Annotated in this window: 19 protein-coding genes; 12 read left to right on the plus strand and 7 right to left on the minus strand. The window is 73.5% G+C overall.

What is annotated here, in order from left to right; all coding sequences use genetic code 11:
* The first annotated feature begins 40 nt into the window (after positions 1-40).
* Both ACGFNI_RS09050 and ACGFNI_RS09055 read left to right on the plus strand, forming a co-directional pair.
* On the plus strand, positions 41-1,642 hold the full coding sequence (locus tag ACGFNI_RS09050; protein WP_393681985.1) for a hypothetical protein: 1,602 nt from the start codon (positions 41-43) through the stop codon (positions 1,640-1,642).
* Between the two features lie 55 nt (positions 1,643-1,697).
* Positions 1,698-5,186 (plus strand): right-handed parallel beta-helix repeat-containing protein, encoded by a 3,489-nt coding sequence (locus ACGFNI_RS09055; RefSeq protein WP_393681987.1) that lies wholly within the window; start codon positions 1,698-1,700, stop codon positions 5,184-5,186.
* Positions 5,187-5,247: 61 nt separating this feature from the next.
* Here ACGFNI_RS09055 and ACGFNI_RS09060 read toward each other — a convergent pair whose 3' ends face one another.
* The gene (locus tag ACGFNI_RS09060; RefSeq protein ID WP_393681988.1) at positions 5,248-5,439 is read right to left on the minus strand and encodes a DUF1059 domain-containing protein; all 192 of its coding nucleotides are present in this window, start codon (positions 5,437-5,439) and stop codon (positions 5,248-5,250) included.
* Between the two features lie 98 nt (positions 5,440-5,537).
* A complete protein-coding gene (gene hydA, locus ACGFNI_RS09065) occupies positions 5,538-6,944 on the minus strand; it encodes a dihydropyrimidinase (RefSeq protein ID WP_393681989.1) in 1,407 nt (468 codons plus the stop codon).
* Positions 6,945-7,429: 485 nt separating this feature from the next.
* Between hydA and ACGFNI_RS09070 the strand changes: the two genes are divergently transcribed.
* Positions 7,430-8,308, plus strand: coding sequence for an ABC transporter substrate-binding protein (locus ACGFNI_RS09070; protein ID WP_393681991.1), 879 nt, complete (start codon positions 7,430-7,432; stop codon positions 8,306-8,308).
* Positions 8,309-8,503: 195 nt separating this feature from the next.
* On the opposite strand, the gene ACGFNI_RS09075 is transcribed toward ACGFNI_RS09070, so the two are convergent.
* Positions 8,504-9,415, minus strand: a complete 912-nt coding sequence (locus ACGFNI_RS09075; RefSeq protein WP_393681992.1) for a YceI family protein — start codon at positions 9,413-9,415, stop codon at positions 8,504-8,506.
* Positions 9,416-9,747: 332 nt separating this feature from the next.
* Between ACGFNI_RS09075 and ACGFNI_RS09080 the strand changes: the two genes are divergently transcribed.
* From ACGFNI_RS09080 to ACGFNI_RS09100, 5 genes are all read left to right on the plus strand, one after another.
* Positions 9,748-11,553, plus strand: a complete 1,806-nt coding sequence (locus ACGFNI_RS09080) for a helix-turn-helix domain-containing protein (protein WP_393681993.1) — start codon at positions 9,748-9,750, stop codon at positions 11,551-11,553.
* Between the two features lie 168 nt (positions 11,554-11,721).
* Positions 11,722-12,561 (plus strand): heparin lyase I family protein, encoded by an 840-nt coding sequence (locus ACGFNI_RS09085; protein WP_393681994.1) that lies wholly within the window; start codon positions 11,722-11,724, stop codon positions 12,559-12,561.
* A gap of 219 nt (positions 12,562-12,780) precedes the next feature.
* The gene (locus ACGFNI_RS09090) at positions 12,781-13,095 is read left to right on the plus strand and encodes a hypothetical protein (RefSeq protein WP_393681996.1); all 315 of its coding nucleotides are present in this window, start codon (positions 12,781-12,783) and stop codon (positions 13,093-13,095) included.
* A complete protein-coding gene (locus ACGFNI_RS09095; RefSeq protein WP_393681998.1) occupies positions 13,092-14,120 on the plus strand; it encodes a WXG100 family type VII secretion target in 1,029 nt (342 codons plus the stop codon). Before ACGFNI_RS09090 ends, ACGFNI_RS09095 begins: the two co-directional genes overlap by 4 nt.
* Entirely contained in the window at positions 14,117-14,800 is a 684-nt protein-coding gene (locus tag ACGFNI_RS09100; protein WP_393681999.1) for a hypothetical protein, read from the plus strand. The genes ACGFNI_RS09095 and ACGFNI_RS09100 overlap by 4 nt, the downstream gene beginning before the upstream one ends.
* A 78-nt stretch (positions 14,801-14,878) precedes the next feature.
* Here the strand turns inward: ACGFNI_RS09100 and ACGFNI_RS09105 are convergent, their stop codons facing one another.
* A complete protein-coding gene (locus ACGFNI_RS09105; protein WP_393682000.1) occupies positions 14,879-16,192 on the minus strand; it encodes an aspartate aminotransferase family protein in 1,314 nt (437 codons plus the stop codon).
* Positions 16,189-17,031, minus strand: coding sequence for a nitrilase-related carbon-nitrogen hydrolase (locus ACGFNI_RS09110; RefSeq protein WP_393682001.1), 843 nt, complete (start codon positions 17,029-17,031; stop codon positions 16,189-16,191). The genes ACGFNI_RS09105 and ACGFNI_RS09110 overlap by 4 nt, the downstream gene beginning before the upstream one ends.
* A 194-nt stretch (positions 17,032-17,225) precedes the next feature.
* On the opposite strand from ACGFNI_RS09110, the gene ACGFNI_RS09115 reads away from it, so the two are divergent.
* The 3 genes from ACGFNI_RS09115 (at position 17,226) to ACGFNI_RS09125 (ending at position 19,713) form a co-directional block, all read left to right on the plus strand.
* Positions 17,226-17,657 (plus strand): MarR family winged helix-turn-helix transcriptional regulator, encoded by a 432-nt coding sequence (locus ACGFNI_RS09115; protein WP_393682002.1) that lies wholly within the window; start codon positions 17,226-17,228, stop codon positions 17,655-17,657.
* Positions 17,654-19,090: an MFS transporter gene (locus ACGFNI_RS09120; RefSeq protein ID WP_393682004.1), complete on the plus strand. Its 1,437-nt coding sequence runs from the start codon at positions 17,654-17,656 to the stop codon at positions 19,088-19,090. Before ACGFNI_RS09115 ends, ACGFNI_RS09120 begins: the two co-directional genes overlap by 4 nt.
* Before the next feature lie 71 nt (positions 19,091-19,161).
* The gene (locus ACGFNI_RS09125; protein ID WP_393682006.1) at positions 19,162-19,713 is read left to right on the plus strand and encodes an isochorismatase family protein; all 552 of its coding nucleotides are present in this window, start codon (positions 19,162-19,164) and stop codon (positions 19,711-19,713) included.
* Here ACGFNI_RS09125 and ACGFNI_RS09130 read toward each other — a convergent pair.
* Together ACGFNI_RS09130 and ggt are read right to left on the minus strand one after the other, a co-directional pair.
* The gene (locus ACGFNI_RS09130; protein WP_393682007.1) at positions 19,697-21,199 is read right to left on the minus strand and encodes an amidase; all 1,503 of its coding nucleotides are present in this window, start codon (positions 21,197-21,199) and stop codon (positions 19,697-19,699) included. The two genes, ACGFNI_RS09125 and ACGFNI_RS09130, sit on opposite strands and share 17 nt — an antisense overlap.
* 129 nt (positions 21,200-21,328) lie before the next feature.
* Positions 21,329-23,158, minus strand: coding sequence for a gamma-glutamyltransferase (ggt, locus tag ACGFNI_RS09135; protein ID WP_393682009.1), 1,830 nt, complete (start codon positions 23,156-23,158; stop codon positions 21,329-21,331).
* A gap of 248 nt (positions 23,159-23,406) precedes the next feature.
* On the opposite strand from ggt, the gene ACGFNI_RS09140 reads away from it, so the two are divergent.
* Entirely contained in the window at positions 23,407-24,150 is a 744-nt protein-coding gene (locus tag ACGFNI_RS09140) for a hypothetical protein (RefSeq protein ID WP_393682011.1), read from the plus strand.
* Positions 24,151-24,254: the final 104 nt, after the last annotated feature.

Consider the following 24,254-nt stretch of genomic DNA (forward strand, 5'->3'; position numbering starts at 1 on the left):
ACCTACCCCCCAACACCCGACGAGTGAAGCGGAACTCACCATGACCGACGAGACGGCGAACTCCCGAGGCGCGAAAGAAGCCGGTGGCGCCGGTGCCACCGGCGAGGCGTCCGCGCCCGTGACCGACGCGTCCGAAGCCGCCGCGCCGCGGCAGGAACAGGACCGGCACACCGCTGCCTCGGGCGCGCGCACGTCGTCCGCGTCCGCGGACACCGTGAAGGGGTCGGCCGACGGCCTGACCCTGCGCCCGGAGCGGCGGCCGGAGACGGAGGCACCTGCGGGCACGGGCCCCGACGCGCCCTCGGACGGCGCGGAGGGCGGACCGGCGGGCTCCGGCTCCGGCTCCGGTACGACCGTGCTGCGCCCCGATGCACCCCTGCCCGGCGCGGCGGAAGAGACGGGAACAACGGAAGCAGCCGAAGCAGCAGCGGAGTTGGAGGCTCCGGCAGCCGTGCGGGACGCCGGGGACGAGGCCGCCCAGGCGTCGGCCGCGCCTGCCGCGTCCGACGCTTCCGCGGCGGCGGCATCCGAGGCGCCCCCGCAGCAGGCCGGGAGGGGGGCGGGCAAGCAGGGCGGCGCGGCAGCCGCGGGCGGGCGGCGCGGCCTCGGGCTGTTCCGCCGTACCGACGCCGCGGCGGGTGCGGCGGCCGGTGCGGCGGCGGACGCCAAGGCCGACGGCAGCCGGGTCTCCCCCGGCGTGGTGGCGGGCGCGGCACTGGCCGGTGTGGTCCTGCTGGCCGCCCCGTTCGCCATCTCCGCGCTGAGCAACGCCTTCGCCTCCTCGCACGCGGGCGCCACCGGCAACGCGGCCCTGCCGATGCCTGACGACGGCGGCGACGGCGGCAGGGGCTTCGTGCCGGTCCCCGGCGCCGCCCAGAACGACAGCGGCAGGGCACCCCAGGCGGGCGACCACGCCTCGGGGAACGGCGCCGGGGACAAAAGCGGCGGCACCGGCGGCACCGGCGGAACCAGTGGCGGCGGGGGCGGGAGCGGCCCGCACACCGACGGCAACGCGGGCGCCCACGCGGCCACCGGCGGGGACGACCACGGGAAGAAGGCGGACGCGCCGGACGACAAGGGCACCCACGCCGAGACCCGCTCGCAGACCACGGCGGCCCACACGTTCACCGCGTACGCGGGTCCGACCTGCGGCGCGAGCGGCAGCAGCTCGTACCACGAGATCGGCGCGTACGGCGACGGCAAGGACGGCTGGCTGACGCGGACCGGGGGTTCGTCGGCCGGGGGCTGCCAGGGCGGGGTGCGGGCGCTGCCGATGTCCGGTGACGCGGACAAGCCGGACTCGGACGTGACCGCGTACTGGCAGTTCAATTCCGGGATGAAATCGGCCAGTTGCCGCATCTCGGTCTACATACCCCAGGGCAAGAGCCCGCTGGAGGTGGGGGGCTCCGCCGCGCGATACTCGGTGCACAAGGGCACCAAGGCGTACGGCGGCGACCTCGCCGGCTTCCACATCGACCAGCCGCACAACAAGGGAAGCTGGGTTCCCGGCACCACGGTCCACGTGGAGGGCGGCCGGTTCACCCTCCGTCTGACCAACGCCGGGCAGGACTGGGACGATGACGGGCCGACGCAGGCACACGTCGCCGCCTCCCAGGTGAAGGCCGAATGCCGCGCAGAGTGAGCACGTTCGGGTCCGGCGCCGCCACGGCGCCGGGCCCTGGAGGGAGTTAGCGGCGATGAGCCGTCAGGTGCTGGCCGTGGGGCCAGACGGGTCCGGGGATTTCACCACCATCGCGGAGGCGGTGCAGGCGGCGCCGAACGGCGCGCTGATCACCGTCGCTCCGGGCCGGTACGCCGAGGCACTGGTCTTCACCGGTGTGGTGACCGTCATCGCCGCACAGGGCCGCGGCACGGTGCGGATCACTCCGCGGACGGGGTCGGCGGTCACCGTGGCCGCCGAGGCCGTGAAGCTGACCGGTCTCGTCGTGCACGGCAGCGACGAGGAGCGCCCGGCCGTGGACGTGGCCGACGGCCAACTGGAGCTGGACGGCTGCGAGATCAGCGGCACGGCCTGGTCCACCGTCCTGGCCAGGGACGCGGGCACGCTCGCCATGCGCGACTGCGACGTGACCAACCCGAAGGGCGCCGGCATCGTCATCACGAGCGAGGCCGAGAGCGTCGTCGAGGACTGCCGGCTGGCCGACCTGGGCGCATCCGGCATCGTCATCGGGGAGCACGGCGATCCGCTGGTGCGCCGGTGCACCGTGCGCGACGCCCGCGGCAACGGCCTGTTCGTCAGCGGCCACGGCCAGGGCACCATCGAGGACTGCGACTTCTCCGGCACCGCACAGCCGGCCGTCGCCCTGGAGGACGACAGCTCGACCCGACTGCTGCGCTGCCGCATCCACCGCACGAAGGCCGTCGGCCTGCACATAGCCAGCCGCAACCAGGTGCTGATCGAGGACTGCCACGTCGAGGAGACCGGCAAGGAGGGCGTGACGGTCACCGAGCACGCCGACCCGCTCGTGCGGCGGCTGCGGGTGGCGCGCACCGCAGGGCGTGGCCTGAAGGTCACCGACTCGGCGCGCGGCAGGTTCGAGGACTGCGAGGTCGGCGCCAGCGAGGACACCGGCCTGTGGGTGGGCGGCGCGGCCCGGCCGGTCTTCATGGACCTGCGGGTCGCCGATGTGCGCGGAACCGGCGTGGAGCTGACCCAGGACTGCACACCCGAGCTGGACCGGCTGACGGTGACCGAGCCCCTGGGCGTCGGTCTGCGGGTGGCCGAGGACGCCCGGCCGACGCTGCGCCGCGCGGTGCTGACGGGCGGCGGCGCACACGGGCTTGAGGTGTGCGACACCAGCGAGGGGCGGTTCGACGATGTGGAGATCACCGGTACCCGGCGGGGCGGCGTGCAGGTGTCCGGCGAGGCCCGCGCCCGCCTGAACCTCATCGTCGTACGGCAGAGCGGGGCGGCCGGGATCGCCGTCACCGGGAAGGCGTCGGTGCGGCTGCGGGACTGCGATGTCGCCGGGACCGGCGGCGACGGCCTTTCGGTCGGCTCCGGCGCGCACGTCGTGGTGGCCCGCTCGCGCTTCCACGACGGCGACCGCAACGGCATCCTCGTGGCGGCCGGCGGCTCGGGCACGTTCACCGGCTGCGAGGTCTTCGGCAACCGCGGGGACGGCGTCCTGACGCACACGGGCGAGCAGTTCGCGCTGCGGGACGTGTCGACGTGGGAGAACGGCCGGGCCGGCGTGCACCGCACGGTGGTGAGCGAGAACGCCGTGCTGGAGCAGGTCATGTCGCGCGGCAACGGCGTGCCGGACATCCACGGCGACGCCGGGCTCGCGGCGGCGCACGGCACGGACCAGGACGACACCCGGGACGAGGCACCGCGCGCCGGGCGCGGGGACGAGGACAACGCCGGGGCCGACGTGCCCGGCGCCGGCAGCGCCGCCTGGGACGAGGCGACGGGGGGCACGGGGAACACGGGCGAGCAGCGGCCCGCGGCGACCGGTCAGGACGCGCAGGGCACGAAGGGCGCGGGCGGCAAGCAGGCGCCGCCCTCCCCGCTGGACGAGCTGGCGGAGCTGGTCGGCCTGGCGTCCGTCAAGCACGAGGTGACCACGCTGGTCAGCCTCAACCGCATGGCCAGGCGCCGCGAGGAGATGGGCATGACGGTGCCGCCGATGAGCCGGCACCTGGTGTTCGCGGGACCGCCGGGCACCGGCAAGACCACCGTGGCCCGCCTGTACGGCACGATCCTGGCCGAGCTGGAGGTCCTGCGGTACGGGCATTTGGTGGAGGTGGCGCGCCAGGACCTGGTGGCGCAGGTCGTCGGCGGTACGGCGATCAAAACGACGGAGGCGTTCACCAAGGCGCTGGGCGGGGTGCTGTTCATCGACGAGGCGTACACCCTCACCGCCCAGTCCGGCTCCGGCGGCCCCGACTTCGGGCAGGAGGCGGTGGACACCCTGGTCAAGCTGATGGAGGACCACCGCGACGACGTCGTCGTCATCGCCGCCGGCTACTCCTCGCAGATGCGCAGCTTCCTGTCGTCGAACCCGGGCATGGCCTCGCGGTTCAACCGGACCGTGGAGTTCCCCAACTACACGGTGGAGGAGCTGGTGACCATCGTCGAGACCATCTGCGCCCGGCACCAGTACGCCCTCGACCCGGCCGCCAAGGACGGTCTGTCGGCGCTCTTCCGGCAGATGACGCGGGACGAGACCTTCGGCAACGCGCGGGCCGCCCGCGGCGTGTTCGAGGAGATGGTGGACCGGCAGGCGTTCCGTCTGGCGAACGAGCCCGACGCCTCCCCCGCCGACATGGTCCGCCTGCTGGCGCAGGACCTGGGCGAGGTGGCGGGGCCCGGCGTCGGGGCGCACGCGGCGGGCGGCGACGAGGGCCAACTGGAGGTGCTGCTGGGCGAGTTGGAGCAGATGGTCGGTCTCGCCGAGGCCAAGCGCTCGGTCTCCGACCTGGTGCACCTGCTGGCCAACGCGCGGCAGCGGGAGGCCGCCGGCCTGCCGTCCCCCTCCCTGAGCCGGCACCTGGTGTTCGTCGGCCCTCCCGGTACGGGCAAGACGACCGTCGCCCGGCTCTACGCGAAGCTGCTCAAGGCGCTGGGCGTGCTGGCCGGCGGCCAGGTGGTGGAGGTGGCCCGCGCGGACCTGGTCGGCCGGTACGTGGGGCACACGGCGCAGATGACCACGGAGGCGTTCGACAAGGCGCGCGGCGGGGTGCTGTTCATCGACGAGGCGTACACCCTGACGCCGTCCGAGCGCGGCGGCTCCGACTTCGGGCAGGAGGCGGTGGACACGCTGGTCAAGCTGATGGAGGACCACCGCGACGACGTCGTCGTCATCGCCGCGGGCTACGAGGAGGAGATGGGGTCCTTCCTCGCCTCCAACCCGGGGCTCACCTCCCGCTTCTCGCAGCGGGTCGAGTTCGGGAACTACGACGCCGACGAGCTGGTGGTGATCATCAACCGGCAGGCCAAGGCGGGGGGTTACACCTGCGCTCCGGAGCTGGAGACGCTGCTGCACGAGCACTTCGCCTCGGTCCCGCGCGACCGTTCCTTCGGCAACGCCCGCTACGCCCGTAAGGTCTTCGAGTCGCTCGTGACGCGCCAGGCAGGCCGCCTGAGCCGGCACGCCGCGCCCAGCCGCGAGGAGCTGCTGCAGCTGGTCCCGGATGACTTCAGGGCGACGTCGCTGACCTGAGACGCGGCGCCGGCCGCCGGAGCGGTGTCCACCGCTGCGACGGCCGGCGCGGGCCGCGGGCTCAGGCGTGCTGCGGCATCTCGTTCTTGAGCGCGCCCCTGATCTGCTCACGCAGATCCCTGCTCGCCGTGTGTCCGTGGACGGACACCGCGTGTTCCGTGGCGGCGCGGACCACTTCCTCCTCCTCACCGGAAATGGTGAGCGTGCATCCCGATTCGCTGGGGAAATTACGGCAGTCGATCACCTTGCGCATGAGGCACCTCCTCATATTCCAGTGTCGCCCTCCCGCGCCCGCCCGTCGAGGACGGAAAACCGCACGGAACGCGGCGGCCCGGCGGTGTCACGGATCCCTCACCCCACGTATTGGCAGATTCCCCGCGGCACATACGCCCCGTGTCCCGCGTGGCCGACGTAATCGCGGTGGTCGATCACCGGAATTCCGCGGGAGAGCACCGTCTCGACCCGCCCGGTCACCCGCTTTCCCTCATAGGCCGAGTAGTCGACGTTCATGTGATGCGTCTCGGCGGACATGACCTGTTCGGTGTGCGGGTCGTAGATGACGATGTCGGCGTCGGATCCCGGGGCGATCGTGCCCTTCTTCGGGTACAGGCCGAACATCCGGGCCGGTGCCGCGCAGGCGATCTCGATCCAGCGGCGGCGGGTGATGTGCCCGTCGACGACGGCCTGATGGAGCAGGTCCATGCGGTTCTCGACGCCCGGCATGCCGTTCGGGATTTTCGAGAAGTCGCCCCGGCCCAATTCCTTCTGTCCCTTGAAACAGAAGGGGCAGTGGTCCGTGGACACCACCTGGAGGTCGTTGGTGCGCAGCCCACGCCAGAGCGCCGCCTGATGCTCGGCCGGGCGCAGCGGGGTGGAGCACACGTACTTCGCGCCCTCGAAATCCGGCTCCGCCAGATTGCCGGTCGACAGGAAAAGGTACTGGGGGCAGGTCTCGCCGAACACCGGAAGTCCGTCGTCCCGGGCGCGCGTCAATTCGGCCAGGGCTTCCTGGGCGGAAACGTGCACGACGTAGAGCGGGGCGCCCGCCACCTGGCTGAGCCGGATCACCCGATGCGTGGCCTCCGCTTCGAGGAGCGCCTTCCGGACTTCGCCGTGATACCGCGGATCCCGCTCACCGCGTGCCAGTGCCTGTTCCACGAGCACGTCGATGGCGGGGCCGTTTTCCGCGTGCGTCATCACCAGGCCGCCGTTCGACGCGGCGCGCTGCATCGCCCGGAGGATCTGCCCGTCGTCGGAGAGAAAGACCCCCGGGTACGCGGTGAAGAGTTTGAGCGAACTGACGCCGGATTCGACGAGCCGGTCCATTTCCCTGAGCGAAGAGGCATTCACGTCGGACATGATCATGTGGAAGGCGTAATCGATCGCGCACTTGCCTTCCGCCTTCGCGTGCCAGGTGTCGATTCCCGCCATGAGGGAACCGCCCTTGGACTGGATGGCGAAGTCGATGATGGTCGTCGTGCCGCCCCAGGCCGCGGCCCGGGTTCCCGTTTCGAAGGTGTCCGACGCCTGGGTGCCGCCGAAGGGCATTTCCATGTGCGTATGGGCGTCGACGCCGCCGGGGATCACGTACTTCTGCGCGGCGTCGATGACGTGGTCGGCCGCCCCGCTCCAGCCGGCGGCTGCCTGGCTGCCGTGGGCGGCGAGCGCGGCGACCCTGCCGTCCTCCACCAGGACATCGGCATGGATCTCGTCGGCGGCGGTGATGACAAGTCCGCCCAGGATGACCGTACGGCTCATAGTCCCTGCTCCTTCCACACCGGCGTCACCGGGCGGCACCGGAAGGCGGAGCCCGCCGTGCGCCGTCTCCCGGACACGCCCGCCTATCTGACGCCACGTCACAATCCGTCCGCACCGGGCGATTCCGGCGAAGAAGGAGACCGTAGAAGCATGTCACCCATGGCGGCAAGACCGTGACTGCTGTTTCGTCAGGTGCCCGTGTTGCGTCGGCGATCAGTCGGCCGGTGCAACCGCGGGGCGGCGCACGCGGGGTGCGGAGCGGAGCGCGACACCGCGCACCGGACCGGTGCACGCCGGCGTACTGGGCGGTACGTACCAAGGCGGCAACAGAGGGGTGCGGGAGCCACGGGCTGGGCAGGTAACCGACGCCGCCCGGACGCACCCCTCACACCTCGGTGACGTCCCCGCCCGACCGGCGGGACCGCGCGGCAAGGGACAGCGCATGGCAGCAATCAGAGCAGATCAGTACAGAAAGGCGGCACGTCATGGAACGGAGCACACCGTGGGAGTTCTCCGACGACCGCGGGCGCCTGGTGGTGGCCGGGGCCCGCCCGTCGAGGATCGTCGCGTACATACCGGCCGGGGCGACGCTGTGGGATCACGGCATCCGCCCCGTCGGGCTCTTCGGCTCCCAGCACGACGGCCCGGCTCCCGACCGGACGAAGAGCGGCGAACTGCCGCTCGGGGAGATCCCGTACCTGGGCGCGGGGAGCGCCCTGCACCCGGACTCCGTCCTGGAGACGGCGCCGGATCTGGTGGTGGCCGTCACCTACGACGGCGAAGCGGTGTACGGCCTGGAGTCGAAGACCGCGCAGGAACTGGAGGCACATGTCCCGGTGGTGGCGCTCGGTGTCGGCCCGGGGCGCGGCCTCGCGGCGGTACGCGAGCGGTTCGCCGCGCTCGCCGGCTCACTCGGCGCGGGCGAACCGGCGTCGGCGGCCGTGGAGTTGGACGCGGCGGAGGACGCGGTGCGGGAGAGTGCGGGCGGCCGGGGCGGGCCCCGGGTGCTGGCGCTGTCCGCCGCCGGGCCCGAGCAGGCGCATCTGGCGCGGCCCGGCGCCTGGCCCGATCTGCGGACGCTGGCCGAGCACGGCGTGGATCTGGTGGAGCCGGCCGCAGGGCCAGGCGCGAACTGGTGCACGGTCGGCTGGGCCGAGGCCGCTTCTCTGGGGGCCGACATCGTGCTGACGGACGTCCGCGCCAACGCCGCGCCCGTCGGCGCGCTGCGCACCAACGCCCACTGGCGCGACCTGGAGTCCACGGCCCGGCTGGTGCCGTGGAACCCCGAGGCCCCGTCCAGCAAGCACGCGCACACCCGTTTCTTCCGTGAGGTCGCGGACGCGCTGCGGGCCGCGGCGGGATGACGCCCGGCGGCCCGGGGGGGGGGGGGGGGGGGGGGGGGCGCGGCCCCCCCCCCCCCCGGGGGGGGGGGCGGGGGGGGGGGGGGGGGCGGGGCGGGGGGGGGGGGGGGGGGGCTCGCCGCCGGGGGGCCGGCGCGCCCGGGCCCCCCGCCCCCCCCCCCCCCCGCCCCCCCCCGCGGCGGGGTCACTCGGGCGGGGTCACTCGGGCGGCGTCGGGGTGTCGTGGCTGCGGTACATCGCCTGGACGTCCAGCTCCAGCTTCACGGTCGGGCCGACGACGGCGATGCCGCGGGCGAGCATGCTGCGCCAGTTCAACGTGTAGTCCTCGCGGTGCAGTTCGGCCTTGGCCAGGGCGGCGCAGCGCAGCTCCTGGCCGTACCCGCCGTTCACCACTCCCAGGTAAGTGGTGTCCAGCGCGACCGACCGGCTGACGCCGTGCATGGTCAGCGAGCCCTGCACCGACCACTTGGCGCCGCCGCGTGAGAGGAAGCGGTTGCTGGAGAAGTGCAGGTAGGGGTAGGCGTCGACGTCGAGGAAGTCGGCCGACCGCAGGTGGTCGTCGCGGGTCTTGTTCCCCGTGGTCAGGCTGGACGCGTCGATCCGCACCTCGACGTGCGAGTGCTCGATGTCGGCGCCGACCCGGATGCCGCCCTCGAAGCGGGTGAAGCGGCCGTGCACGTGCGCCATGCCGACGTGCCGGGCGATGAAGCGGATGGCGGTGTGCGGCGGGTCGAACAGCCAGGTTCCGGCCGGCGGCAGCTCCAGCGGCCGGGCGGTGGTGAGTTGGACGTGGACGGGCGGCCGGGTCCGGCCCGCGACGACCTCCAGCGTCTCGTGGTGCGGCTGGAGGCCGTCCACGGAGATCATCAGGCTGTAGCTGCCCGGCGGCAGGGCCGCGCAGAACAGCCCGAACGGATCGGTGCTGCCGCGCTGCACGACCCGCTGGGTGGCGGTCGATGTGACCGTGACGTCGGCGCCGCCGAGCGGCTGCCCCATGGGGTCGGCCACCGTACGGCTGACACCGCCCGCCCCCACCGGGAGGGGAAGCCGGAAGCCCGCTCCGCCGCGTGAGCCGTGGGCCCGGCTGCGCCGGAACAATGCGAGGGCCATGGTGTGTGCAACCTTTCATCGGCGTGCGTGCTTCGTCGTCGTGCTGCGGCGCGGACTGCCGGGCGGCCGGTGGCCGGGGCCGGATTCCGTGGCCCGGGTGTCCCGCTCCGCCGGGTACCGCGTACCCGGCCCCCGTACCTCGTGCCCCGGGTGCGTGCCGCCCTGCCGGATCTCCGGTCGCAGGGCACGGACAACTAATGATCTTGGAACACGCGCCGGATGTGCGGGTGTCTCATTTCGAGACACCTGGAGACACCGGACGGCCCGCCCGGCGGCCGACGGCCGCCCCTCCTCGCCCCGCCGGCCGGCCGTCCCACTACGGTGGTGAGGTCGTGACCAGTACCGATTCCTTCCGCGTAGCACCGCAGCTGTCCCGGATACGGCAGGCCCGCGCGCACTTCCTCGCGGGCCGGCCGCTGCCGGACGGCGTCCCCGGCGATCTCGTCTCCGCCTGGCGCCGCGCCTCCTTCTTCGGCGTACGGCCCGACCTGGCCGCGGTGTCCGCCGCGCCGACGGGTGCGGACGCGCCGCTGCCCGCCGCCGCCCGCCCCGTACTGGAGCGTCTGGCGCCCGCGCTGGAGGCCGGTGACCGTTCCGTGGTCGTCGCCGACGAGCGGTGCCGGGTGCGGTGCTGGCTCGGCTGCGGGTCCGCACGCACCCTGCGGCGCGACCTGTCGGAGGAGGCGGTCGGGCACAACAGCGCCGCGCTTGCCCTGCGGCGGGGGCGGCGGGCCGAGGTGCACGGGCCCGAGCACTTCCTGGATCTGTGGCAGGACGTGTCGGCCGTCAGCGTGCCGCTGTCGGTGCCGGGAGCGGCACGGGCGGCGGGAACCGTGACGGTGGTGTCCGGCCTGTGCCAGGGCCCGCATCCGGACGCGGCGCTCGCCGAGGCGACGGCGGCTGCCATCGAGGCCGGGCTCGCGGGCCGGGCGCCGCATCCGCCGGAGCGGCTGATGCTGGACGCGTTCCTGCGGGCGGGCGCGGGCGGACAGCCCGCGGTCGCCCTCGACGGACGCAGCCGGCTGGTGAGCGAGGAGGCCGCGCGGCTGCTGTCCCCCGAGGCGCTGCGCGGACTGGAGCGGTATGCGGCGGCCCTGCTGAACGGCGACGCTCCGGAGGCGCACGCGGCGGCGGGCGACCCCGGGTGTCCGGACTCCGGCCCGGAGATCCGGCTGGGCGAGGGGCTGGTGGCCAGGACGGTGCCGGTGCGGCGGGCGGCGTCCGTCGTCGGTGTCGTGGCGGTGGCGCGGGCGGCTGCGCCGGGCCGGGCGGCGCGGCGTCCGGTGGCGGCCGGGCCCGCGGGCGCGCTGGCCGGGGACTCGGTGCCGTGGCGGCATGCGGTGGACCGGGCGGTGGGCCTGGCGCGCACGCCGGGCCCGCTGCTGCTGACCGGCGAGCGCGGCACCGGCAAGACGATGCTCGGCCGCGCCGTGCTCCGCGGTCCCGACGGGGCGAAGGAACCGTTGACCGTGGACGCCGCGAGCGCCCCGGACGGCGAACTGGCGGAACTGAAGCCCTATTTGACGGTTCATCATGACCATCGCGGACAGCGGCCGGGCGACCGGATCGCCCGGCCGCTGCTGCTGCGGCACGTCGAACGGCTGGGCCAGCGGGACGTGGCCGCGCTGATCGCGCTGCTGGAGGCCCGCCCGGAGCTGCCGCTGGTCATCACCCGCGCACCCGGCACCGAGATCGGCCCGTGCCTGGCGCGGCTGCTGGACACCATGGCCGCGCGTTCCGTCGCCCTCCCCCCGCTGCGGGAGCGCCCAGAAGACATCACGGCGCTGCTGTCGCACCTGGCCCCGGCGCCGACCCCCGGGCACCCCCCGCTGACCTGGACCCTGGACGCCGTGCAGACGCTGGAACGGCACGCCTGGCCCGGCAATGTCACCCAACTCGCCCACCTCGTACGGGAGATGGCCCGGGGGCGGCGGGCGGCAGGCCCGGTACGGCGGGACGAACTGCCGGACGCCGTACGGGAGCAGCCCGCCTCCCCGCAGCTCGGCACCATCGAGCGCGCCGAGCGCGAGACCATACTCGAAGCGCTGCGCACCCACGGCGGCAACAAGGCGCGCGCCGCCGCCGCGCTCGGCATCGCGCGGGCCACCCTCTACCGCAAACTCCGCGGCTACCGCTGACCGCTCCCCGGCCTGCGACAACTCCCCGAGCACCCGGATTCCGCCCCGCCGCGGGGCCCGCCGCCGACGCGCGCGGCGGCAGAACCTCCCCCTGCCGCACCCCTTGACGTCAACTGGAAACAAACCTAACTTTCACTCGCATCCCACCCCCCACACCGGGAGCCTGTGATGAAACGAGCCTCAACCAGCCCTGTTTTATGGGGAGTTGCTCTTCTGGCCAGCGCCACACTGGCCGGCACCTGGGCGGCCACCGCCAACGGACAGACCACGCGGGACACCACCGGCCACCACACCCCCCTCGCCACACACCAACACCGCGCGGCACCCCTGTGGCGCGCCGACCCCGCCAAGGGCACCAAGTCCTTCGAAGGCACCGAGACCAAGCCCGGATCCGTCACCACCGTCGACGACCCCACCGGCCGCCACGGCCCGACATACGCGCTGCACACCTCGGGCGACAAGACCGACGACGCGGAACGGGTACGGGTCGAGACCCGCGGGCACCGCACCGGCGACGGCGGCCGGCTGCGCTTCTCGAAGGAGGGCGACGTCTTCTACATCGGCTGGCGGTCGATGTGGGGCCCGCTGCCCACGGCCAAGGGCGACTGGGTCGTCCTGTGGCAGCTCAAGGACTACGGATCGGGCGCCGCCACCCCGCCGCTGTCGCTGCGCGCACGCGGCGACGGCACCATCGACCTCGACTACTGCGACCCGGACCTGAAGACCACCTACCTGTGGCACACCGGCCTCACCCTGAACACCTGGCACGACTTCGTCGTCGGCATCAAGATCTCCAAGGATCCCGCCAAGGGCTGGGTCAAGCTCTGGCACAACGGCACCGCCCAGAAACTGGCCGGCAGCACCGCCCCGTACAAGGCGGCCACCCTGCGCGCCGACTGGGTGACCGACAAGTGGGGCGTCTACCGCTCCGACGGCGTCAAGGGACCGGCCACCGCCTACCTCAACAGCGCCGCGGTCGGCCGCTCGTACGAGGACGTCGCCCCCTGACCCACGGCGGCGGCGCGGACCGCGCGGCACCCGCGCCGCCGCCCGCGGGACGGCACCCGGCCTGTGCATCGAGCAAAGAAATCCCCGCCCGGTGCCAACAGCGCCTCATTTTCCGCCCCGCACCCGGCAATCGAACCCCCACATCGGGTCATGTCCCCGCACCCGGCCCCTAGGTTGACGCAGGCACTGTGAACTCACGCGCGCCGACCGGGGGAAACCATGCAATCCGGGTACCGCGTCCATCCCGACGCGCTGCACACCTACGCCGCGGCCATCGACCGGGCCGCGGACCGCGTCTCGCAGATCATGAGCGGCGTCGGCACGATCCGCGTCCCGGCGGACGCGTTCGGCAAGCTGCCCGACGCCGACGGCCTCGCCCGCTCCTACGAGGACCACGCCGACACCGACGTCCAGAACTGCAAGGACCTCGCCGACATCCTGCGGCACACCGCGGACGGCCTCACCCACTCCGCCCGGCACTACGAGGACAGCGAACAGGTCACCCTGGCGAGCCTCCAGGACATCCGGCGATGAGCGGCACCACCACGGGCGGGCCGGGCGCCGCGTACGCCTGGACGGGACGGCCCGATCACCGCGAGTTCCCCGCCGTACCCCAGGCCGAGAGCCCGGACCGGGGCGCCATCAGCGGTGCGATGGACGAGGCCGTCCAGTGGACCCTGGAGAAGACCGGCGCGCTGGACTGCCTGGACAAGGTCACCGGCGCCCCCGCCGAACTGACCGCAGCGGCCGAGAGCTGGCGCGCGCGGGCCAAGGACCTGCGCGAGGTGGCGAACGGCCTGCGGACCGGCGCAGGGGAACTCGCCGAACACTGGCACGGCCGGTCGTCCGAAGGCTTCGGCACGCACATGGGCCACGTCGTCACCGCGATCGACGACACCGCCTACGACATGGCGCAGACCGCGAAGATCCTCGGGCAGGCGGCGAAGGAGTGCGCGCTCGCCGAAGAGACCGTCATCGAGCTGCTCAGCGACCTGATCCAGATGCTGATCGCCGAACTGGCCACCAGCTTCATCCTCGACCTGGTCACCGCGGGCCTGGCCACCGTCGTCGACGCCCTGGTCAGCGGCGCCGAAGTGACCGCGGCCGTGGCGCGGATCGCCCGGATCTCCGAGAAGCTCGCCGAGACGCTGCGCAAGCTCCAGCAGGCCGTCAAGGAACTCAAGGAGGCCGTGCGCAGCGGAAAGTCCGTCAAGGAGGTGCTGGCCGAGGCCCGCAAGGTCCGGCAGGCCGCCTCCCGCGTCCGCACCACCGCCAAGGCGCTGAGCGGCAAGGAAGGCAAGGAGGACGGCCTGAGCCTGTTGCAGCGCCAGGCCGTCGGACAGCCCTACAAACAGGCCGCGAAGCTGGTGGACAAGGCCGGGGAGAGCGCCGGCCTGGAACCGAAGTGGAAGAAACCGCTGGAGGAGTACGCCAAGAGCGACACCGGGCAGCGCTCGGTACTCCAGGACGGGTCCGAGGCCCCCGCCCCCTACCGCGTGGACACCGGCGGCCTCGACGACCACGGCGACCCGGGCAGCATCGAGAGGACTTTCGGGTGAACGGCTACGAACCGGCGGCCGGCGGCACGCCACTGCATCAGGTACCCGCCGCGATCGGCCCGCCGGAGCTGCTGCACGAGGCCGGGGCCCACCTCGGCCCCGGCGAACGGCTGCTCGCGGCGCTCCCCGCGGCCGTGGACGACCTGCTGCCGCCGCGACTGCCCAGGAAGCACCGCGCCAGGAAGGGCACCGACGCCGGGCCCGGCACCGTGGTGCGGGTGGTGGCCGGCTGGTTCTTCCCCTCGTCCTGGGGCTGGATCTTCGCGGGCGACAGCCTCTTCACGCTGCTGGGACGCGGATACCGCCGCCTCTACCGCGCACTGCGCCGCCCCACCCACGGCGGTTCCTGGTCAGGCGGCTATCCGGGCTCCGCGGGCGGCCTGCTCGTCGCGGTCCGCAACAACACACCGGAGATGCCGCTCGGCGGCGAGAACGACGACTTCGTGCTGGCGGTCACCACCCACCGGCTGCTGGTGCTGAGCGAACCGTGGGGCATCCACGAGCGTGTCCCGGCCCGGCAGCTCGCCGCGTACCCGCGCGGTACCTGCGGCAGGCGACGCGAGGCCCACCCGGCCCGTCAGAAGTACCGCACCGACCTGGAGTTCGCCGACGCCACCTGGATCGCGCTCCGGATGAAGACGCCCCAGGACGCGGCGGCGCTGACGGCCGTACTGGGCTGACGCGGCCCGCCCGGCGACGGAAAGGGAGGGCCAACCGGGGCGTTCGCGCCCGCAGTTGCCCTCCCGGCCGTCACCCGCTCAGGACCTCGCGAGCCGCCCCTGGGCCTCCGCCAGCGCGTCGGCGAGGAGGGCTGCCCCCTCTTCCGCCTCGGCGACGGTGAGCGTCATCGGGGGCGCGATGCGCAGCGAGGCGCCGCCCTGGCCGCCCTTGCCGATCAGCAGCCCGCGCGCACGGGCGGCCTCCAGTACCAGGGACGCGGCCCGCGCCGACCGTTCGTCGGTACCGGGGCTGACCATTTCGACGCCGATCATCAGGCCACGGCCGCGCACCTCGCGCACCACGTCGAGACCGGCCGTGACCGCCCGCAGCCGCTCGATCAGCAGTCCGCCGACGCGCCTGGCGTTGCCCTGGAGGTCGTGCTCCAGGAGGTAGGTGAGGTTGGCGAGGCCGGCGGCCATGGTGACCGGGCTGCCGCCGAAGGTCGAAATGGAGTTCGCGGGCAGCGAGTTCATCACCTCGGCACGCGCCACCACACCGCCGATGGACATGCCGTTGCCGATGCCCTTGGCGAAGGTGAGCAGGTCGGGCGGCCCGTTGTCGGCATGCGCCTGCCAGCCCCAGAAGTGGTCACCGGTACGGCCCCAGGCGGTCTGCACCTCGTCACTGATCCAGAGGATGCCGTGCCGGGCGAGCACCGCGCGGAAGGCGGCGTAGAGGCCGTCCGGGGGCGCGGTGAAGCCGCCGACACCCTGGACGGGCTCGGCGATCAGCGCGGCGACGCCGCCCGCCGCCTGCTGGAGCATGTCCTCCAGATCGGCGACGCAGGCCGCGATGTAGTCGTCGTCGGACAGCTGGGCGTACGGGCCGCGGGTGCGCACCCCGCCGTGCACGTACAGCGTCTGGAGCGGCGAGAAGCTGGTCGGCGACCAGTCGGCGTTGCCGGTGACGCCGATGGTGGAGAACGACCGCCCGTGGTAGCTGTTGCGCATCGCCAGGATCTGGTGGGAGCGGCGGTAGGTGGTGGCCAGCAGCAGCGCGGCGTCGTTGGCCTCGGTGCCCGACGAGGTGAAGAAGACCCGGGCGTCGGGAATGCCGGAGAGCGCGGCGATGCGCTCCGCCAACTCCACCATGGGACGCGAGAGATAGAGCGTCGACGAGTGGATGAGCCGGCCGGCCTGCGCGCTGACGGCCTCGGCCACCTCGGGCAGCGCGTGCGCCGTCATGGTGGTGAGGATGCCGCCGAAGAAGTCGAGGTAGCGATTGCCCTCCGCGTCCCAGACGTACCGGCCCTCGCCGTGGGTCAGCTCGATGGGCCGCTCGTAGAAGAGGCTGAGCCAGGACGGCAGGACGGCGCGGTGGCGTTCGTGCAGGCCCGCGGATCCCTGCGTCACGGCTGCACCAGCCCCTCGTACGCGTCGGGGCGCCGGTCGCGGTAGAAGGCCCACTGCTGACGCACCGTGTCGATCACCCCGAAGTCGAGGTCGCGGACGACCAGTTCCTCCTTGGTGTCGCTGGCGACCTCGCCGACGAACCGGCCGAGCGGGTCGACGAAGTAGCTGGTGCCGTAGAAGTCGTTGTCGCCGTACTCCTCCACGCCGACGCGGTTGATCGCCGCGACGAAGTACTCGTTGGCGACCGCGGCGGCCGGCTGCTCCAGCTGCCAGAGGTAGCCGGACAGGCCGCGGGAGGTCGCGGACGGGTTGTAGACGAGCTGCGCGCCGTTGAGCCCCAGCTGGCGCCAGCCTTCCGGGAAGTGCCGGTCGTAGCAGATGTAGACGCCGATCTTGCCGACGGCGGTGTCGAAGACCGGCCACCCGGCGTTCCCCGGCTTGAAGTAGTACTTCTCCCAGAAGCCCTTCACCTGCGGAATGTGATGCTTGCGGTAGGTGCCGAGCACGGTGCCGTCGGCGTCGATGACGGCCGCGGTGTTGTAGTAGAAGCCGGGCTGCTCGATCTCGAAGACGGGCACCACGATGACCATGCCCGTCTCGCGCGCCAGGGCCTGCATACGGCGCACGGTCGGCCCGTCGGGCACCGGCTCGGCCCAGCGGTAGTGCTCCGGCTCCTGGACCTGACAGAAGTACGGGGCGTTGAAGACCTCTTGGAAACCGATGATCTTCGCGCCCTGCGCAGCCGCCGCCCGAGCGTGCTCCTCGTGCTTCGCGATCATCGATTCGGTGTCGCCTGTCCAGGTCGCCTGGACCAGTGCGGCACGCACAACATCGGCCATGAGCTGCTCCTTTGTCGGTGCGTCAGCCTGCGTCCCACGCGCTTGCACGCGTGAGGAAGCGACCGTAAGCCCGGCCACGGGCGGTGGCAAGACCATCTCGGGTACGGCGCGCCCGGCCCCGGGCGTCCCCCGCCCCCAAGCAAACAACAGGCAAACTTGCAAGTTTCCCTGTCGAAAAAAGCTACAGTGGCAGCATGCCGGACAAGGAACAGGAGCGCCTGGCGAACGATCTCGGCGCGACCGTGTCACAGCTGATGCGCCACCTGCGCGCCGCGTCGCCGCAGGGCGCACTGACCCCCACCCAGCGGGCCGTGATCGCCCGTATCGACAGCGGCGGCCCCGCCACCACCGCCGCGCTGGCCCGCGCGGAACGGGTGCGCCCGCAGTCCATGCGGCTGACCATCGGCGCCCTGGAGGAGAACGGCATCCTCGCCCGCAGCCCGCATCCCACGGACGGACGGCAGGTCGTCTTCTCGCTCACCGACGCGGGCCACCGGGTGCTCGCGGAGGTGCGCCGGGCCAAGCAGGACTGGCTCGCGGTGGCCATCGCCGACCGGCTGACCGCCGACGAGCAGCGCACCCTCGCCGCCGCGACGGAACTGATACAGCGGCTGATGCCGGCATGAAGGAGCCCGCGCGGGCCACCGCCGCGCCCGCCACGCACCGGCCGGACGCCGCCGCTGCCGACCCCGGCCGGGCCTTCGGCGCGCGCCTGATGACGCCGCTGCTGCTCGGCTCGCTGCTCAACCCCATCAACTCGACGATGATCGCCACCTCGCTGGTGGCCATCGGCCAGGACTTCCACGTCGACGCCGCCGACACCGCCTGGCTGATCTCCGCGATGTACCTCGCCAGCGCCGTCGGGCAGCCGTCCATGGGGCGCCTCGCCGACCGGCTGGGGCCGCGCCGGGTCTTCATCGCCGGCGTCCTGCTGGTGTGCGCGGCGGGCCTGGTCGGGACGTTCGCGCCCACCTTCGCCGTGCTGATCGTCTCGCGGGTGCTCCTCGGCATCGGCACCTCAGCCGCCTACCCCGCGGCGATGGCGATGCTGCGCGCCGAGTCGCGGCGGACCGGACTGCCCACGCCGCGCGCGGTGCTGGGCCGGATCTCGCTCGCCGCGCTGGCCAGTGCCGCCGTCGGCCCGACGCTCGGCGGACTGCTCGCCGCGACGACCGGCTGGCGCGGGGTGTTCGCCGTGAACGTACCGCTCGCCCTGCTCGCCCTGCTCTGCGGGCTGCTGTGGCTGCCCGCCGACGCCCGGCGAACGCGTACGGACGGCGAGACGGCGCCCGGCGGCTCCCTCGACCCGTTCGGCATCGCCCTGTTCACCGCGACGCTGACCTGCGCGATGTTCTTCCTGCTCCGCCTCGACCAGCCGCGCTGGCCGCTGCTCGCGCCGGTGGCCGCCCTGGCCGCCGTCCTGGTGTGGTGGCAGCTGCGGCACCCGGAGCCCTTCATCGACCTGCGGATGCTCGCCCGCAACGGCGCCCTCTCCCGCACCTACCTCCGCCACGGCCTGGCCTATCTCGTCATCTACTGCATGCTCTACGGCTTCAGCCAGTGGCTCGAAGAGGCCCACGGCGCCTCGTCCTTCCACGCCGGCCTGATCATGCTGCCGATGTCCTGCGCAGCCGCCGTCTGCTCGGTCGCGGGCGCCCGCACGAAGGGCGTCCGGGGCCCGCTGACCGTGGCGGCGCTCTGCCTCGCCGCGGGCAGCGCGGCCTGTCTGCTGCTGACCGGCGCCAGCCCGCTGATCGCCCTGCTGTGCGCCGGAGCCCTCTTCGGCATCCCGCAGGGCCTGGCGTCGACCGGCAACACCGCCGCCGTCTACGTCCAGGCCCCGGCCGACGGTGTGGGCGCGGCGGCCGGACTCCAGCGCACCGCCCAGTACCTCGGGGCGATCATCGCCGCCGGCCTGATCGGGGTGCTGTACGGCCACCGTGCCACCGACACCGGTCTGCACGGGATCGCGGTGATCTGCGGTGCGCTCGGCGTACTGCTGCTGGTCCTCACACTGGCCGACCGTGGGCTGCGCACCCGCGGGACGGAGCCCCGCTGACCCCTACGGCCACGCAACCGCCTGGCCTCCACACCTTCCCTCCCACCCATCCGCACGTGAAGGAGACACCCATGACCGCCACCACACTCGACGCGAAGACCGCGCTGGTCCTGATCGATCTGCAGAAGGGCATCACAGGACTGCCCTGCGCCCACCCCACGGACGAGGTCGTCGAGCGGGGCGCCCGGCTGGCCGCCGCGTTCCGCGCGCGGGAGCTGCCCGTCGTGCTGGTGAACGTCACCGGTGGCGCGCCCGGCCGTACCGAGGTCGGCCGGCCGGGCGGCACCCCGCCCGCCGACTGGGCCGAGCTGGTGCCCGATCTTGACCGGCAGCCCGCCGACATCCTCGTCACCAAGCAGCAGTGGGGCGCCTTCCACGGCACCGGCCTGGACCTGGAGCTGCGCCGCCGCGGTGTGACGCAGGTGGTGTTCGCCGGCATCGCCACCAGCATCGGCGTCGAGTCCAGCGCCCGTGCCGCGCACGAGCACGGCTACCACGTCACCGTCGCGACCGACGCGGTGACCGACATGGACGAGGCGGCGCACCGCAACAGCCTGGAGAAGATCTTCCCGCGGCTCGGCGAGACCGGCACCACCGAGGCGATCATCAAGCTCCTCGGCTGACACTCTCGGGCGGCGGCTCCGCACCGGGGCCGCCGCCCGCGCGTGCCGGGTGTCCCGCGGGGTGCCGCTCGTGCCAGCGCACGGCGTCCTGGAGCTGTGCGGCGAGCGAGATCAGCCGCGGTTCGCTGTGCCCGGGGCCGAGCAGCTGCGCGCCCAACGGCAGGCGGTCGGCGCTGAATCCGGCGGGGACGCTCACGCCGGGCCAGCCCAGGACGTTCCACGGCCAGGCGTACGGGCAGGCCGCGATCATGGCCTGGTCGGTGCGCGTGCCGCTGAGCTCGGCGAGGGCGCCGATCCGTGGCGGCGGCGTGGCGGTGGTCGGCGTCAGCAGCACGTCGTACCTGCCGAACAGGGCGCCGATACGCCGCCGTTGGCGCCCTTCGACGGCCCGCGCCCGGCGCAGCGGCGGCCCGCCGAGCAGCCGTCCCAGACGTGCCGCCCCGCGGGTCCTGGGGTCCAGCAGGCGCCGGTCGGGGACGCGGGCCGCCCAGCCGCCGACCCCGGCGGTGGCCCGCGGGACGAAGGCCAGGCCGATCAGCCCGTAGTCGGGTTCGGCTTCCTCCACGAAGTGGCCGAGGCCGGCAAGGGTGCGGGCGAGTGCGGTGACCGCGGCGCGTACGTCCGGGTGCAGCGGGGTGGGCAGGGCGGTGAACGGCGGCTTCCAGGACAGGGCGATCCGCAGCCTGCCCGGGTCGCGTCCGGCGGCCTCGCGTGCCGCGACCGGCGGCGGCCGGTGCAGGTCGCCCGGGTGGCTGCCACTCGCCGCGTCCAGCAGCAGGGCCGCGTCCTCGACCGTGCGGGCCAGCGGGCCGATGGCCGTGATGCCCTCGAAGGACTCCGCGTCCGGCCAGGTGGAGATCCGGCCGCGCTGCGGTTTGATGCCGACGAGGTGGGACCAGGCGGCGGGGATGCGGACCGAGCCGGCGCCGTCGGTGCCGAGTGCCGCGGGCACGAGCCCGGCGGCGACGGCCGCGGCCGAACCGCCCGACGAGCCGCCGGGGGTGTGACCAAGGTGCCAGGGGTTGCGGGTGTCACCGAAGGCGGGCCCTTCGGTGAAAGGCCACTGGCCCAGTTCGCAGGCGTTGGTCTTGCCGACGACGATGGCGCCCGCCGCGCGCAGCCGCCGTACGGCCTCCGCGTCGCGGGTCTTGGGCGGGAAATCGCCCGCACAGCCGAACGCGGTCGGCTCGCCCGCCACGTCGGTGTCGTCCTTGACGGCGACCGGGACGCCCAGCAGCGGCAGCCGTTCGCCGGCCGCGAGCCTGCGGTCGGCGTCATCGGCCTCCGCCGTGGCGGCCTCGGCGCGTACCCGCCGGAAGGCGTTGACGGTGTGTCCGGTGGCTTCGATGCGTGCCAGGGAGCGGCGGACCAGTGCGGCGGACGACACCTGGCCCGCCGCCAGCGCTGCGGCCTGCTCGGCGAGCCCTTCCCACTGTCCGTCAGCTGCCGGTGCGGTGCGGCGGTCACTGCTCTCGTCGATGCTCACGGTGCGGGTGCCTCCCTGGGCCCGTTCGTTCGAACAGACAGCCCCAGGAGGCTATTGCCGCTGCCGCCGCCCGGCAACGACGCGCCCCGGTGGGTCGCGCCGGTACCGGGCGGCGGCGGGAGATGTCCGTTACGAGTGCCGGACCACCATCGCCGAGCCGCCGCCGCGGCGCACCTTTTCGGCCGCCGCGAGCCAGCGACCGCCGGGCAGTGGCTGCACGCCGGTCGCCGCGCCGATCTCCGGGTTCTGGCTGAACTTGTGGCCGATGGCTTCGAGTTGGCCGCGCAGCGGGCTGTTCCACAGTCCCGGTTCGAGTTCGGTCGTCGCGGCGTTGCGCTGACTGGCGCGCGGCGCGGCGATGGCGTCGACCAGCGGCATCCCGCGGTCCAGGTGGTTGATGAGGGTCTGGAGCACGGTGGTGATGATGGTCGCGCCGCCCGGTGAGCCGAGCGCCACCACGGGCTTGCCGTGCCGCAGCACGATCGTCGGCGAGATGGACGAGCGGGGCCGCTTGCCGGGCCCTGGCAGGTTCGGGTCGTGCACGCCGGGGGTGATCGGCGCGAACGAGAAGTCCGTCAGCTCGTTGTTGAGCAGGAAACCGCGGCCGGGGACGACGATGCCGCTGCCGCCGGTCTGCTCGATGGTGAGGGTGTAGGCGACGATGTTGCCCCACTTGTCGGCGACGGTGAGGTGGGTGGTGTTCTCCCCCTCGTACGTCGTCGGGGACGCCTTGCCCGCGGAGCCGCAGCGGCGGGGGTGGCGCGGGTCGCCGGGGGCGAGCGGGCTGGGGAGCACCGCGTCGTCCTTGATCAGGCACTCGCGTGCGTCGGCGAACCGCTGCGAGGTGAGGCCCTTGACCGGGACGTCCTCCTGGGCCGGGTCGCCGACCCAGCGCCCGCGGTCGGCGAAGGCGATCCGGCTCGCCTCGATGTAGCGGTGCAGGTACTGCTTCTCGCTGAGCCGCGAGAGGTCGGTCTTCTCCAGGATGTTGAGGGCTTCGGCGATGCTGGTGCCGCCGGACGAGGTCGGCGCCATGCCGTAGACGTCGAGGCCGCGGTAGGAAGTGCGGGTGGGTGCCTGGCTGAGCGCCTCGTACCTGCGCAGGTCGTTCCTGGTGAGGTCGCCGGGGCGGACCGTGCGGTCGGCGCCGGGGCGTACCGGGGGCGTGCGGACCGTGCGGACGACGTCCTTGCCCAGTGCGCCGTGGTAGAGCGCACCGACGCCCTTCCTGGCCAACTCGCCGTAGGTGCGGGCCAGATCGGGGTTCTTGAACGTCGAGCCGACCGCGGGCAGTTTGCCGCCCGGCAGGAACAGGTCGGCGGTGGCGGGGAAGTCGCGGAAGCGCGCTTCGTTGTCCGCGGTCTGCTGCCGGAAGGTCTTGTCGACGGTGAAGCCGTGCGCGGCGAGCTTCTGCGCGGGCCGCAGCACCTGTCCGAGCGAGCGGCTGCCCCACTTGTGGAGGGCGGTGTCCCAGGTGGCGGGGGTGCCGGGGGTGCCGACGCTCAGGCCGCTGGTGACGACGTCGTCGAACGGCAGCGGCTTGCCGTTCTCCAGGAAGAGGTCCTTGCCTGCGGAGCGCGGCGCCGTCTCCCGGCCGTCGAGGGTGCGTACCGACTTGGTCCTGGCGTCGTAGTACACGAAGTATCCGCCGCCGCCGACACCCGCGGAGTACGGTTCGGTGACGCCGAGGGCGGCGGCGGTGGCGACCGCGGCGTCCACGGCGTTGCCGCCCTTCTTCAGCACGGCGATACCGGCGGCCGACGCGTCGGCGTCGACGCTGGAGACCGCGCCGCCCGAGCCGACGGCGACGGGGGTCTTGGCCGGTGTGCCGGTGGATATGCCCCGGGCTGTGGGGTGTTGCTGTGGTGGTGCTGACTGGGCGGCGGCCGGGACCGCCACCAGGGAGCCGGCCAGCGCGGCCACGGTTCCCAGGACGGTGAGGCGTCGGGCGTGGGACATACGGAAATTTCCTCCAAGCGCGCGGTACGCGGGTGGCCGGAGCCTACTCGTGGTGTCCGTGTGATGACAGAGGGGTGGACCGTATGGACATCTACCGGACACACAAGGCATCTGCCTGCCTTTGGGGCCGCACATCCCGCCCGTGCGGCTTGTCTCGGCCATCCATAGGACGCCGGACCGGGACAAGGCCGCCCATCCACCCCACCGCGCTCGAACACACACCCGGACAGCCGCTACGCTCCCCCGCCATGGACGACACCCTGCTCCTTCTGACCTCCGCGGCCGGCGCGCTCGTCATCGGCCTGGCGGCCGGCTGGGCCGCGCAATCGGCGGCGGCCCGCCGGAAGCTGACCCGTGAACAGAGCTTCTTCGGGCTGCCCGACGGCTCGGAGTGCGTCCTGGTCACGCACCGGGACAGCGCGTCGGCCCACTGGAGCATCCCGCGCCACGACGCGCTGGCGCTGCTGGGCCTGGCCGCGGTGATCGAGAACTGCGGGGCGCACCCGGAGGTCGCCCCGCACGACACCGGGCTCCAGGGCTTCGGCGCCCGCACCGAGTTCTGCGTCGGCGACCCGACGGCGCACCGCAGGCTCGCCGCCCACCTGGCCAGCCTGCTGCCGGGTGTCGCGGTGCACCCGGGCGACGCGACCGGCTCGGGCCGCGGCACGTTCACCATCGGCGGCACGGCGTATCGGGTGGAGCCGGGCGCGGTCGAGTACGTCCTGCTGGCGCGGCTGACCGCGGGCGAAGGCGACCGGCCGGTGTTCCTGGCGGCGGGGCAGCGTCCTGTCACCCACCGGGCGGCCGTCCGCCACCTGGTCAGGAACCGCGCGCGGCTGGCCCGCAGGCACGGCGCCGACGGGCAGTTCTGCGTGCTCCTGAAGGTCGTCAACTCGCAGGCGTACGGCCCTGACGTGGTCGAGGTCGCCGCGGACGTCACCAAGGCGGCGCTGTCTCCGGCCGAGGCGAAGGGGCACCGGGCGGCGGCCTGACCGCCGGGCGCCGCCCGCGGGCCCGGCGCCCGGCACACGTACCGCCGCGCCGCCCGCCCGCCGCCGATGCGCCGTCACCGCGCCGCCCCGGTCGGGCCGTCACG

Source organism: Streptomyces sp. NPDC048644, assembly GCF_043199105.1.
GTDB lineage: Bacteria > Actinomycetota > Actinomycetes > Streptomycetales > Streptomycetaceae > Streptomyces.

Coding starts and splice junctions, on each gene's coding strand:
- ACGFNI_RS09050 (WP_393681985.1), top strand. CDS start 41: ATGACCGACGAGACGGCGAACTCCCGAGGCGCGAAAGAAGCCGGTGGC.
- ACGFNI_RS09055 (WP_393681987.1), top strand. CDS start 1,698: ATGAGCCGTCAGGTGCTGGCCGTGGGGCCAGACGGGTCCGGGGATTTC.
- ACGFNI_RS09060 (WP_393681988.1), bottom strand. CDS start 5,439: ATGCGCAAGGTGATCGACTGCCGTAATTTCCCCAGCGAATCGGGATGC.
- hydA (WP_393681989.1), bottom strand. CDS start 6,944: ATGAGCCGTACGGTCATCCTGGGCGGACTTGTCATCACCGCCGCCGAC.
- ACGFNI_RS09070 (WP_393681991.1), top strand. CDS start 7,430: ATGGAACGGAGCACACCGTGGGAGTTCTCCGACGACCGCGGGCGCCTG.
- ACGFNI_RS09075 (WP_393681992.1), bottom strand. CDS start 9,415: ATGGCCCTCGCATTGTTCCGGCGCAGCCGGGCCCACGGCTCACGCGGC.
- ACGFNI_RS09085 (WP_393681994.1), top strand. CDS start 11,722: ATGAAACGAGCCTCAACCAGCCCTGTTTTATGGGGAGTTGCTCTTCTG.
- ACGFNI_RS09090 (WP_393681996.1), top strand. CDS start 12,781: ATGCAATCCGGGTACCGCGTCCATCCCGACGCGCTGCACACCTACGCC.
- ACGFNI_RS09095 (WP_393681998.1), top strand. CDS start 13,092: ATGAGCGGCACCACCACGGGCGGGCCGGGCGCCGCGTACGCCTGGACG.
- ACGFNI_RS09110 (WP_393682001.1), bottom strand. CDS start 17,031: ATGGCCGATGTTGTGCGTGCCGCACTGGTCCAGGCGACCTGGACAGGC.
- ACGFNI_RS09115 (WP_393682002.1), top strand. CDS start 17,226: ATGCCGGACAAGGAACAGGAGCGCCTGGCGAACGATCTCGGCGCGACC.
- ACGFNI_RS09120 (WP_393682004.1), top strand. CDS start 17,654: ATGAAGGAGCCCGCGCGGGCCACCGCCGCGCCCGCCACGCACCGGCCG.
- ACGFNI_RS09125 (WP_393682006.1), top strand. CDS start 19,162: ATGACCGCCACCACACTCGACGCGAAGACCGCGCTGGTCCTGATCGAT.
- ggt (WP_393682009.1), bottom strand. CDS start 23,158: ATGTCCCACGCCCGACGCCTCACCGTCCTGGGAACCGTGGCCGCGCTG.
- ACGFNI_RS09140 (WP_393682011.1), top strand. CDS start 23,407: ATGGACGACACCCTGCTCCTTCTGACCTCCGCGGCCGGCGCGCTCGTC.